This is a genomic window from Priestia sp. JSM ZJ58, from assembly GCF_044383985.1.
Lineage (GTDB): Bacteria > Bacillota > Bacilli > Bacillales > Bacillaceae_H > Priestia > Priestia zanthoxyli.
In genome coordinates this window covers 165,320-178,364 of record NZ_JBISEM010000002.1, presented here as the reverse complement: position 1 = coordinate 178,364, position 13,045 = coordinate 165,320, and the positions used below count along the sequence as shown (strand labels likewise).

10 protein-coding genes are annotated in these 13,045 nt (G+C 38.6%); 7 read left to right on the top strand and 3 right to left on the bottom strand.

What is annotated here, in order from left to right; genetic code table 11:
- Positions 1-12: 12 nt before the first annotated feature.
- Positions 13-1,503, bottom strand: coding sequence for a betaine-aldehyde dehydrogenase (gene betB / locus ACH6EI_RS22290; RefSeq protein WP_189643484.1), 1,491 nt, complete (start codon positions 1,501-1,503; stop codon positions 13-15).
- 630 nt (positions 1,504-2,133) lie between these two features.
- Between betB and ACH6EI_RS22285 the strand changes: the two genes are divergently transcribed.
- On the top strand, positions 2,134-3,846 hold the full coding sequence (locus ACH6EI_RS22285) for a high affinity choline transporter 1 (RefSeq protein ID WP_028412019.1): 1,713 nt from the start codon (positions 2,134-2,136) through the stop codon (positions 3,844-3,846).
- A gap of 39 nt (positions 3,847-3,885) precedes the next feature.
- On the opposite strand, the gene ACH6EI_RS22280 is transcribed toward ACH6EI_RS22285, so the two are convergent.
- A complete protein-coding gene (locus ACH6EI_RS22280; RefSeq protein WP_028412020.1) occupies positions 3,886-5,283 on the bottom strand; it encodes an amino acid permease in 1,398 nt (465 codons plus the stop codon).
- A 331-nt stretch (positions 5,284-5,614) separates the two neighbouring features.
- Here ACH6EI_RS22280 and ACH6EI_RS22275 point away from each other — a divergent pair, with 331 nt between their 5' ends.
- The 5 genes from ACH6EI_RS22275 to hpf all read left to right on the top strand — a co-directional run bounded on the left by ACH6EI_RS22275 (position 5,615) and on the right by hpf (position 9,802).
- Complete coding sequence (locus ACH6EI_RS22275; protein WP_028412021.1) at positions 5,615-6,295, top strand: hypothetical protein; 681 nt, start codon at positions 5,615-5,617, stop codon at positions 6,293-6,295.
- Between the two features lie 202 nt (positions 6,296-6,497).
- Positions 6,498-8,303: a flagellar filament capping protein FliD gene (fliD, locus tag ACH6EI_RS22270; RefSeq protein WP_099331334.1), complete on the top strand. Its 1,806-nt coding sequence runs from the start codon at positions 6,498-6,500 to the stop codon at positions 8,301-8,303.
- Positions 8,304-8,319: 16 nt separating this feature from the next.
- A complete protein-coding gene (fliS, locus tag ACH6EI_RS22265) occupies positions 8,320-8,721 on the top strand; it encodes a flagellar export chaperone FliS (RefSeq protein ID WP_028412023.1) in 402 nt (133 codons plus the stop codon).
- A 2-nt stretch (positions 8,722-8,723) separates the two neighbouring features.
- Complete coding sequence (fliT, locus tag ACH6EI_RS27845) at positions 8,724-9,062, top strand: flagellar protein FliT (protein ID WP_099000237.1); 339 nt, start codon at positions 8,724-8,726, stop codon at positions 9,060-9,062.
- A 188-nt stretch (positions 9,063-9,250) separates the two neighbouring features.
- Complete coding sequence (gene hpf, locus ACH6EI_RS22255; protein WP_013059750.1) at positions 9,251-9,802, top strand: ribosome hibernation-promoting factor, HPF/YfiA family; 552 nt, start codon at positions 9,251-9,253, stop codon at positions 9,800-9,802.
- A 73-nt stretch (positions 9,803-9,875) separates the two neighbouring features.
- On the opposite strand, the gene ACH6EI_RS22250 is transcribed toward hpf, so the two are convergent.
- Entirely contained in the window at positions 9,876-10,280 is a 405-nt protein-coding gene (locus tag ACH6EI_RS22250) for a GNAT family N-acetyltransferase (protein ID WP_028412025.1), read from the bottom strand.
- A 226-nt stretch (positions 10,281-10,506) separates the two neighbouring features.
- On the opposite strand from ACH6EI_RS22250, the gene secA reads away from it, so the two are divergent.
- Positions 10,507-13,023: a preprotein translocase subunit SecA gene (gene secA, locus ACH6EI_RS22245; RefSeq protein WP_013059748.1), complete on the top strand. Its 2,517-nt coding sequence runs from the start codon at positions 10,507-10,509 to the stop codon at positions 13,021-13,023.
- Positions 13,024-13,045: the final 22 nt, after the last annotated feature.

The following is a 13,045-nucleotide window of genomic DNA, read 5'->3' as shown; positions in this document are numbered from 1 at the left end:
CCCCCTTAATTTTTATTGAAACCAGCGCATTGGCTGTGGATTTGTATTGGTATAAATATGTTTAATTTCCGTATACTCTTCTAGACCGATATGGCTAAGCTCTCTTCCAATCCCAGATTGCTTATAACCTCCCCAAGGAGCTTGCGGGAAGTAGGGATGATAATCGTTAATCCAAGTTGTTCCCATACGGAGTGCTTTCACTACACGTTCAGCTCGGTTCATATCACTTGTCCAAACAGCTCCAGCTAATCCATAGATCGTATCATTAGCAAGTGCGACTGCTTCTTCTTCAGTACTGAAGCGCTCAATTGTCATAATCGGACCAAATGACTCTTCTTGGACAACTTTCATGTCTCCATGACAGTTTGTAAAAATAGTTGGTTCGATAAATAATCCTTTTTGTAAAGAATCCTGAGTTGGACGCTTGCCTCCTAAAACAAGAGAAGCACCTTCTTGTTTCCCTAGCTCAATATAATGTTCCACTTTAGCTAGATGTTCTTTTGAGATAACGGGTCCCATTTGAGTGGCTTCGTCCATGCCGTCCCCTAGCTTAATTTTTTTGGCTTGTTCAATAACTGCTGAAACAAATTTATCGTGAATATCATCTTGAACGAGTAATCTCGCACCAGCTGAACAAACTTGACCAGCATGAAAGAAGACCGCATTTAATGCATAGTCAACCGCAGTGTCAAAGTCAGCGTCAGCAAAGACGATATTCGGATTTTTCCCTCCGAGTTCAAGAGCAATTTTTTTAAAGTTGCCTGCGGCAGCCTGCATGACTTTACGTCCAGATACTCCGCCACCTGTAAAGGAAACTAAATCTACTAAGTGACTCTCTGCCATTTCTTGTCCAACGGTCGCACCTGGACCGAGCACAATGTTAATGACGCCTGCTGGAAAGCCAACTCTTTCAAAAATTTTCATCATATGAATAGTTGTTAAAGGGGTGATTTCGCTTGGTTTAATAACAATTGTGTTCCCAGCAGCAAGTGCGGGAGCCAATTTCCAAGAGGCTTGCAATAACGGGTAATTCCAAGGAGTAATTTGGCTGCACACGCCTACAGGCTCACGGACAACGCGGCTAACAGAATCGGGATTAGGTGACTCAATCATCTGTCCGCCATCTTTATCTGCTAATCCAGCATAGTATTGAAAGACATCAGCAATTCCATCCATGTCTGCTAGGCTTTCAACGAGGGTTTTTCCGGTATTTAAGGTTTCAAGCTTTGCTAGTTCCTCGCGATCATTGCGAATTTCTTCCGCTACTTTAAATAACAAAGAACCTCTTTCGGCCGCTGTAAATTTAGACCATTCACCTGCATCAAAAGCTTTTCTAGCTGATTCAATGGCTTCTATGGCATCAGCACGATTTCCTTCTGTAACGACAGCGATAACCTCTTGATTAAAGGGGTTTACAATTTCTCTTTTCTCGCCGCCGCGTGCTTCAACCCATTGGCCGTTTATGTGCATTTTCTCAAGCATAAGTGTTTGTTCCAATAGCATCGACCTCCAAATAATAGAATTTGTTAAATTTATATTTAACGTTCTTAACAATTTGAATTATAGCATCGGCCATTTAATTTAGTCAAATCCAAAAACTTTAAATGTTCTGAATTTAAATTGATTTTCTTCTCTATTAAGAGCTGATTATTCGGATATTAAGAAAAAATTTAACAAAAAGTAATTAAAAAATACTGATTGCTATGTCCCTTGATACAAAAGGTTTTTTTATGTATGAGCTATGAGAATATTATTCTTTTTTTATATGAAAACCCTTAAACTTTTTTGACAATATCCTAAACATTCAGATATATTAACCATAGTACGATATCTGCTTGCATACAAACCTTGAGAAACAAAGGATTTTGAATGTGGAAATTAAGAAAGGAGTTTAGAGAGAAGATGAAAATAATTATGAATTTTTAGCTGAATAATAAAATAAGTCAATTTAAATTATTTTAATATAATTATATAAACGTAATTTCTCCCCTTCGTATTGGTATTTATAATCCAACTATTTATAGTTTATTCTAAAAAAATCTATTTTTAGGTTTAATTGTATGCTGGTAGGAAAAAGGAATAGAGGACAGTTATGTCTTTAGATTTCTTTATCAATTTAAAGGATGTGAGACGATGCAAAATGCTAAAAAGCCATTTCGTTCAGACACACAACAAGCCAGGCCTGAAAAGTCGAATGAGACTTCTGACTTTTCAGGGAAATCAAACAGAAACAACCGTCTACTAACCCCCTTATGGACAACTATTATAGGATTTTTCATCTTTATGGTTGTCGCATTTATCTATTCTCTCTATAATCCAGATCTCTATTGGCCAGGCCTCATTTTAATGTTCATTATGTATGGTGTTATTTACTTTATTGGTGCTCGAGCTGCTGCAAGTAAAAAAGGAAAATCAGATGATATGCTTGTTGCGGGAAGATCTATGCCGCTATGGATTTCAATGTTCACAATGACCGCTACTTGGGTAGGTGGAGGGTATATTGCTGGAACGGCCGAAACTGTTTATTCCTCAGGACTGACTTGGACGCAAGCGCCATGGTGTTATTCAATCAGCTTAATTTTAGGCGGTATCTTTTTTGCTAGAAAGATGAGAAGGTTTGAGTTTATGACAATGCTCGATCCTCTAGAATCTCGTTTCGGTAAGAAAATGGCTACGGTTCTTTATTTTCCAGCTATATTAGGAGAGCTGTTTTGGAGCGCAGCTATCTTAACTGCTTTAGGAACAACATTCGGTGTGATTTTAGGCCTCAGTTTTTCAATTTCCATCATTCTTTCCGCACTTATTGCCATTGCATACACCGTGATTGGCGGCTTGTGGGCAGTAGCACATACCGATATCTTACAGCTTTCTATTATGTTTTTAGGATTATTTCTGGTGCTTCCTTTTGCATTTTCGAATACGGGAGGGGTGGGAGCCGTTTTTTCTACTTATTCAGAAGGTATGACTGGTTCTCTTCATTTATTTCCTCCATTAAAAGGCTGGGAAGATCCAAAATGGGGAAATACATATTGGCAATGGTGGGATAGCACATTTTTACTTATTTTTGGTGGTATTCCATGGCAGATTTATTTTCAGCGCGTGTTATCTGCTAAAAATGAAAAAGCAGCAATGTGGCTATCTATTACAGCCGGCATTTTTTGCGCTCTAGCGGCCTTGCCTCCAACTTTAATAGGAATGATTGGTTACAGTGCGGACTGGTCTTCATTTGGAGCGTCAAGCCCTGAGAGCGCGTCTATGATTTTAACATACGTATTTAAATATCTAACGCCTGATTTAGTAGGAGCGATTGCGCTTGGAGGACTAGCTGCTGCCGTCATGGCTGCAGTAGCGGCTTCGTTACTTTCAGCTTCGGGAATGGCAGCTTGGAACGTGTATCGTCCGATTGTAAAACCAAATGCGACACAGGCGCAGTTAGATAAAGTTATTAAACGTTCTATCATTATTATTGGAACTGGAGCAACTTTAATTGCTTTAAACTCTGAGAGTGTCTACTCCTTATGGTATTTATCAGGGGACCTAGTGTATTGTATTCTTTTTCCACAATTGGTTTGCGCTTTGTTCTTTAAAGGAGCAAACTGGTACGGATCTTTGGCTGGATTCATTGTGTCTCTTGTTCTTCGAATCGGTGGAGGGGAACCGCTGCTTCATTTAAAAGCGCTGCTTCCGTATCCGATGATAGAAGACGGGGTGGTCATGTTTCCATTTCGTACATTTGCGATGGTAGGCGGGTTGTTAACTATTTTTATTGTTTCTTACGCAACGCGACGTATTTGCCCTCCTCAGCCGCTTCGAAACCTTCATCGTGACATATCGGTTGAGAAATAATCAAAAACACAATAAAAAAAGCCGCAGATGCGGCTTTTTTTATTTTGCAATATTTTCTGACTCGGAAAATTGATCGTCAGGTCGCTTGTTATTTGTTTTTTTGATGAATGAGTATGAAAGAAGAACAACAGCGGTTAATCCAAGAGTTAAGAAAAACTGTGAGCGCATCGAATCAATAAATGCCATTGATAAGAAGATCACGGTAATAACAGCAATTGTTACGTATGTTAAATACGGGAACAACCACATTTTCATTCCTTTAATTGGCTGGTTGGCTTGAATCATTTTCTTACGCAGGCGTAAATGCGAAATAGCGATAGCTAAGTACACAATAAGAGCAATGGCTCCTGATGCGTTAACTAAGAATAAAAAGAGTTTATCCGGCGAAACGAAGCTAAAGATAGCACATACATATGCGGCAGCTGTGCTAATCCATACGGCTCTTGCCGGCACGCCTGATTTGCTTACCTTTGCTAAAGCACGAGGAGCTTGTCCTTTTTGAGCTAATGATAAAATCATTCGCGAGTTCGTATATAAAGCAGAGTTTAAGCAAGACAAAACGGATACTAATACGACTAAATTCATAATTTGTGCAGCTGCTGGAATGTTGACCATTTCTAACATTGTTACGTACGGACTTTTTAGTAAATCAGCTGAGTTCCAAGGTAAAAGAGTTACTAAAATAGCAACTGAACCAATATAGAAAATTAAAATTCGCCATACGACACTGCGAATAGCAGTTGTAATAGCTTTTGCTGGATTTTCTGATTCACTAGCTGCAATAGCCGCAATTTCAGCTCCAAAATAAGAGAAAATAACGGTAATAACTCCTAAAAAGATAGAGTTCGTACCTTTTGGCATAAAGCCTCCGTGCCCCGTTAAATTAGCTAAACCAGGTGAAGATGTACCTGGGATTAATCCGAAAATAATAGCTAAACCGATTCCCATAAAAGCAACGATTGCCACAATTTTAATCATTGCAAACCAATATTCAAATTCTCCAAATGATTTGACAGAGAATAAGTTTGTTAAGGTTAATGCAAAGGTTAAGATTAAGCTTAAAAGCCAAATTGGTACGGAAGGGAGCCATTCATGAACAATTGCTCCTCCTGCAGTGGCTTCGATTGCAATTACAATTAGCCAGAAAAACCAGTAAAGCCATCCAACAGCATAACCTGCCCACGGGCCAATTCCTTGCTGAGCATATGTCGCGAATGAACCTTTATCTGGATTTACCATAGCCATTTCACCGAGCATACGCATTAATAGAACGACTAACAGTCCGGCTGCTGCATATGAAACTACTGCTGCTGGGCCTGTTGCGTTAATAACGGATCCGCTTCCTACAAACAAGCCGGCCCCGATAATACCTGCAATGGAAATCATGGAAACGTGACGTTGCTTTAACTTTCCGTGTGATTCTGTTTTGTTTCCCATCGTATTCACTCCTTTAAAATTATCGAAAGACTATTAGAAAATAAAGTAAATTCTGAAAATATAAATAGAAATTCCTCCCCTTACCTTTATAATAAGCAAGAAGTGTGCCAATTATCAAATTCCTATAAAAATCGACTTTAAGTTACTAAAATCGACGCATTTTAAGTCGAAAAAGACTTGTTTTATTCACTATAGACTTATTCGCCATTTGGGATGTCGAGTATATACGTACATTTTATACAAGTTTTCGACATACATCTTATTTATCTTGTATGATAAAAGATAAATCGGTATTATGTTCCAAGAAGAATGTTTGAAAGGGTGCGTGTGTTTGAGAAAATTTATAGCTGTTATTTTTCTATTTATTATCCTTTTATTTGGGTTGTATTTTTTCGTTAGTCCAGTTAGAAATGTTGAAAAGCTTGATCAGACTGCTTCATTATCTTCACTAGCACAAGAAAAGTCCGCTCGTGCGACGTCGCTAGAACTGAACGGAGGCTCCCCTATTTTAGGCTACCGATTGAGCGAGAGCGATGTTAACGATTATTTGCGCAGCTACCTTTATGAAAATGATGAAACGGTTGAGGGAGCAGAAGCGGAGTTGCTTCCGGAACATATAAAATTTTATATTAATAAACATGTAGTATCTTTTATGGAATCACAGTTTGTAGTTGATGTAACACCAAATGCGGAGAATGGAAAGCTTGTTTTGAAGGTGAATAGTGTGCATTTAGGAAGAATGCCGATTCCGAGGTCTCTTGTATGGGATCGCTTAAATATTAACGAGTCTTCTGATGTCACGGTCGATAAAGAAATGAATGAAATTACTCTGCTCAATAATTTGCCAGATTCCATTTCGTTTGAGCAAGCAGATACAACGGATGAATATATAAATTTATCTGCCTCTGTAACCATTGATTCGTTACGAGATATTATAAATCTAGCACCATACCTTATTCCTAAGGATATTCAAAGGAATTTATCCCAGAAACTGAACTTGTTTGGCCAATAATAAAAAGCTCACTTATTGTAAAAAAATAAGTGAGCTTTTTCTATCTTGCACCCTTTGACCTATGAAAAAAATGTTCGTTTTACCGATACAAAATAGAGAAGTGGTGAACCTATGAACGAATAGGGAGATTCGAAAAAATATACTTATATTTTATGGCTAGCAGTTGATGGATAGATGAATAAAAAAACGGTGGTGATGGTAAGTGGTAAGAGTAAGTGGATTAGCAAGTGGGATGGATATTGATCAAATCGTCAGTGATTTAATGAAGGCTGAACGAATGCCTATTGATAAGATGAAAAAACAAAAGCAAACGTTAGAGTGGCAGCGCGACGATTATCGCTCTATGAATTTGCTGTTATCAGACTTTAATAATCTTGCTTTTAATATGACCTTGCAGTCTTCTTATTCGTCCAAAACGGTATCTTCAGCAGATGAAACAAAAGTAAAAGCAGCAGCTACTTCCTCAGCAGGAAATGCGTCTTATACCCTTTCAAACGTGACAATGGCGACTGCTGCTCAGACTATTAGCACCAGTATTGATTCTAGTATGGATCCGACGAAAAGCTTGTGGTCTCAACGCGGGTCGATGGATTCAAGTGTTTGGACTGAGAAAACAGTGGAACAAGCCGCCATAACATTAAGTGCGGATACTAGTACAGTGAAATTAGCTAAAGGTGCTGTTTCTGCTGTAAATCAGAACACAGGCACTTTAAACTCTATATCCGTTACCACGGATGGTACAAGTAAAGCGTATACCGTAAGAATAGGAACAGCGGCGGGAACTATAAATTCTAATGAAGTATTTATTAACGAAGACACAGGTGAAATGACGTTTGGTACCACATTAACAAGCGGCAGTACAATTGAAGCGTTCTCGTATCAGCAAAATGTGCTGAACTTTTCTATGACAACTTATGATAGTACAGGCAAAGCAACAGGAAATATTCAAGATGGGGGAAGTACGCCATTTGAATTTGATGGTGCCACCTCATTAAACACCCTTCTCACACAAATCAGTAATTCAAAAGTAGGCATTTCAGCTTTTTTTGATGAAGGAACGAATAAAGTTGTCATGACTCGTAAAGATACGGGGAATTTATCTTCTGTTGACAGTCCAGATGGATCCAATATGGTTTTTTCAGGAGCATTTTTGACAACGGGGTTTCTACAACTTGCCGGTAATGCGAAAGGAACAGACGCAAAATTTACGCTAAACGGTCTAGAAACAACTCGTAAGTCTAATACATTTACAACGGGAGGCGTTACCTATACCCTTCAAAATAATTTCACAGGAGATGTGCGCGTTAACGTAAGCAATGATACGCAAAAAGTATTTGATACAATCAAAGATTTTGTGACTAAATATAATGAGCTGATTGAGAAAATTAATGGAAAGATTACCGAAGAAAGAGACCGAAACTATCAGCCTTTGACGGATCAAGAAAGAGAAAAGCTAACGGACAAACAAGCTGAGCAGTGGGATGATAAAGCAAAAAGCGGTTTGTTAAAAGGAGACACAATTTTATCAAGCGGGCTGAATCAAATGCGTTCTAACTGGTATGCCTCTGTATCAGGAGTGAGCGGAGCATTTTCACAGCTAACGGACATCGGTATTTCAACTAGCGCAAACTATAGTGATCGAGGCAAGCTAGTGATTGAAGGTGACGGGACTAAATTAAAAGAAGCAATTGAAAAAGACCCGCAGTCTGTTATGGATTTATTTATGAAAAGTGGAAGTACCACAAGTGAAAAAGGGATTGTACGACGTTTACGAGATACGATTACTCAAACCGTATCCAAAGTTGAGCAGCGCGCTGGCCGTTCAACATGGACAAGTGAACAATTTTTGCTTGGGCGGAATTTAAAAAGCGTAAACAGCCAAATTACTAGTTTTGAAAGCAGGCTCACACAAGTAGAGGACCGGTATTATCGTCAGTTTACAGCAATGGAGAAAGCCATTCAAAATGCAAATGCTCAAAACGCGCAGTTATCGCAATATTTTAGTTAAGAAGGAGTGAACGTTTATGGCAGCAAATAATCCATATCAAGCGTATCAGCAGGGAGCTGTTCAGACTGCCTCTCCAGGAGAGTTAACGCTTATGCTGTATAACGGGTGTTTGAAATTTATCAAACTTGCACGAACAGGCATACAGGAAAAAAATATTGAGCTAAAAAATACGAATTTGTTAAAAGCACAAAATATTATTCAAGAATTAATGATTACCCTTGATACAAACGTGCAAGTTGCTAAGTCTATGATGACTATGTATGACTATATCAACCAGTGTTTAATTGAAGCGAACACAAAAAATGACATAGAGAGCTTGGATGAAGCCGAACAATATGTAACAGAGTTCCGCGATACGTGGAAGCAAGTTGTGCAGCTTCACCGCCAGCAAGTCCATGGAAGCGGCGGCCAAGCATAAATATGATAAACGAACTGTATCAGATAACTGACGAGATTTACCAACTTACTCAAATATTTTCTGACAAAAATCGAGAAGAGGACATTCAGAAATTAGAGTATCTTCTATTAAAAAGACGTGACCTCATGGAGAAGCTGCCGCCAAAAAGTAGAGATCATGAATGGATGGGTAAGAAAATTGTCGAAATGAATAAGACGATTGATCAAAATCTGATCTTCATCCGGCATCGAATCATGGAAGATCTCCGTTTGCTAAAAGTGAAAAAAAAGCATAATAACAGCTATGTAAACCCTTACGAAATGAAATCGTTTGATGGGATGTTTTACGATAAAAAAAATTAATTTTGCGCAAAAAATACAACCCTTCTTCTTATGAAGAAGGTCTATTTTTTTGGTTTTTTCATAAACTTTTCTCAGGTTCCAAAAATTTTCACTAAATTTTCTAAAAATTTTAATAGTTTAGGAAGGGATTGTGTCGGGTATTGTAGAATTGTAGAGGTATAGCAATGGATTAAAGGAGGAGTTCGAACATGATGTATAACATTCGCGGTGAAAACATTGAGGTGACTCCAGCAATTAGGGAATACGTAGAGAAAAAGCTTGGTAAGTTAGAGCGTTATTTCGACGAGACACCAACTGCTGACGTAAATGTAAACTTAAAAGTCTACAATAACGATCAAAAAATAGAAGTCACAATCCCAATGAATGATCTCGTATTGAGAGCTGAAGAGACCCACAGTGATTTATACGCAGCTGTCGATCTTGTCCTAGATAAATTAGAGCGTCAAATTCGTAAACATAAAACAAAAGTGAATCGAAAAATGCGTGAAAAAGGTGCTGAGAAGTATCTATTTGCAGCATTAGAAAGTGAAGCGAACGTAGCTGTTGCAACTGAAGAGGATGAATTAGAGCTAGTTCGTACAAAACGATTTAATTTAAAACCAATGGATAGCGAAGAGGCTATTTTACAAATGAATATGTTAGGACATAGTTTCTTTGTATTTACAAATGCTGAGACAAACATTACAAACGTTGTGTACCGAAGAAAAGATGGCCGATATGGATTGATTGAACCAAACTAAAGGTTACAGTCTTTCTTAAATAAGAGCAGCAAAATAAAAGCAGCGTGCTTCCGCACGCTGCTTTTTTAGCTGTTTAAAAAAATAGTTCCATAACTACATAGCGTGTAGAAGATTTGGTGAATACACGCGTGGTTTCTTTCATTTTGAATGCCTGATAAAAAGATACTTTATTTTCTCGTGCGTTACACCAGACCCTTCGTATCCCAAGATTCTTGAGTTTGAACAAAACCTCTTTTAGCAAATGACTGCCGTACCCTTTTCCTTGTTCTTCTTTGAGCGTAGCAAATTTCCGGAATTGAGCTTCATCACCTGTTATAAATAAGGAAACAACTGATTTTAACTCTCCTTTTTCAAACAGTCCATAGTGCATGCCTGATGGATCCTCTTTCAGCTGAACATAACTGAAATCTTTATGAGGCCACATGACGATATGTCGGACTTCCCAAGCTTGTTCTTTCGTAATCGTTTGAACGTTCATTCTACATTCCCCTTTTTTATTGTAAGAGTGAGGCATGGAAAATCACAATAGAAAATAACTCCTTAATAGAGTAGTACTAGTAAAGAGACAGACGAAAAAGGGTACAAGTTGCTACTTGTTTAGCTGCAATGTTACAATTTTACTCAGAATGTTTTATAATGAAAGATACAGATATGAATGAAAATAGTATAAAATGTACTGATTATAAATAGAGGAGCGTTTTAATATGCTTGGATTATTTAAAAAAGTGTTTGACGGCAATCAGCGCCAAATCGGCCGTTTAGAAAAAATGGCGGACCAAATTGATGCGTTAGGTCCTGAAATAGCGTCTTTAACGGACGATCAGCTTCGTGAAAAAACAGCTGAATTTCAACAACGCTACCAAAATGGTGAATCGCTCGATAACCTATTAGATGAAGCTTTTGCGGTTGTACGTGAAGCAGCGAAACGTGTGTTAGGCATGTATCCGTACAAAGTTCAGCTAATGGGGGGTATTTCTCTGCATGAAGGGAATATCTCGGAAATGAAAACGGGTGAAGGTAAAACGTTGACAGCTACTATGCCTGTATATTTAAACGCCATTACAGGCAAAGGTGTACATGTAGTAACAGTCAATGAATACTTAGCGAGCCGTGATGCTAGTGAAATGGGTCGTTTATATGAATTCCTAGGCTTGAAAGTAGGGTTAAACTTAAACCATTTAACGCGTGAAGAAAAACAAGAAGCATATGCAGCGGATATTACGTATAGTACAAATAATGAACTAGGATTTGACTATTTACGTGATAACATGGTGCTTTATAAAGAACAAATGGTTCAACGTCCGCTTCATTTTGCTGTAATCGATGAAGTTGACTCTATCTTAATTGATGAAGCACGTACGCCGCTTATTATATCCGGCAGCGCACAGAAATCGACTGCGCTTTATATTCAAGCTAATGCATTCGTTCGCACGCTTGATAAAGAAACCGATTTTACTTTTGATATCAAAACAAAAAGCGTTCAGCTAACCGAAGAAGGTATGTCAAAAGCCGAGCGCGCATTTGGCATTGAAAACTTATTTGATATTTCACACGTAGCGCTAAACCATCACATCAACCAAGCGCTTAAAGCACATGTAACGATGCAAAACGATGTGGATTATGTAATTGATGAAGATCAAGTCGTAATCGTTGACCAATTTACTGGTCGTTTGATGAAAGGAAGACGTTTTAGTGACGGCTTGCATCAAGCTATCGAAGCTAAAGAGAACGTTGAGATTCAAAATGAAAGCATGACGTTAGCTACAATTACATTCCAAAACTACTTCCGTATGTATGAAAAATTATCAGGTATGACGGGTACAGCTAAAACGGAAGAAGAAGAATTCCGTAATATCTACAACATGCACGTTGTCGTTATTCCGACAAACAAGCCAATTTCACGTGATGATAAAGCGGATTTAATTTACAAGTCAATGGAAGGCAAGTTTAATGCGGTAGTGGAAGATATTGCCGAGCGCCACGCAAAAGGACAGCCTGTTCTTGTTGGTACAGTTGCGATCGAAACATCTGAAGTTTTATCAGCTTTATTAAAGAAAAAAGGCATTCGCCATCACGTTTTAAATGCAAAACAGCATGAGCGTGAAGCGGATATTATCGAGAATGCGGGTCACAAAGGTGCGGTAACAATCGCAACGAATATGGCCGGTCGTGGTACGGATATTAAACTAGGTGAAGGTGTCGTTGAAGCTGGAGGTCTTGCTGTAATTGGTACAGAGCGTCATGAATCACGCCGTATTGATAATCAGCTCCGCGGACGTGCTGGACGTCAAGGGGACCCAGGGGTGTCTCAATTCTATCTATCCATGGAAGATGAATTAATGCGCCGATTTGGTTCAGATAATATGATGGCAATGATGGATCGTCTTGGTATGGATGACTCACAGCCAATTCAAAGTAAAATTGTAACAAGAGCTGTTGAATCCGCTCAAAAACGCGTTGAAGGTAATAACTTTGATGCGCGTAAACAATTGCTTCAATATGATGATGTTCTTCGTCAGCAGCGTGAAGTTATTTACAAACAGCGCTTTGAAGTGCTTGATTCAGACAACTTACGTGCGATTGTAGAACGTATGATTGAATCAACGCTACAGCGTGTGGTTGAGGTAAATACACCGCGTGAAGAATTAGAAGAAGAATGGAATTTACAAGCGATTATTGATTACGTAAATGCTAATGTTCTTGAGGAAGGCGAAGTCACAGAAGAAGATCTTCGCCGTAAAGAGCCTGAAGAAATGGTAGAACTGCTGGTAGATCATGCAAAAGCTCGTTATAATGAAAAAGAAGAGCAGCTCCCTGAAGAACAAATGCGTGAATTCGAAAAAGTAGTTGTTCTTAGAGCAGTTGATTCTAAATGGATGGATCATATCGATACGATGGATCAGCTTCGCCAAGGTATCCACCTTCGTGCGTACGGCCAAACAGATCCTCTTCGCGAATACCAAATGGAAGGTTTTGCGATGTTTGAAAATATGATTGCAACCATTGAAGAAGAAGTGACGAAGTATATCATGAAAGCAGAAATTAACAACAACCTTGAGCGTCAAGAAGTAGCGCAAGGTCAGGCGGCTGTTCATCCAAAAGAAGGAGACGCGCCGGCTAAGAAGAAGCCAAAAGTAAATGCGATAGAAGTTGGCCGAAATGATCCTTGTATCTGTGGAAGTGGCAAAAAGTATAAAAACTGCTGCGGTAAAGAATCATAAAATAAGAGTCAATTAGTATAGA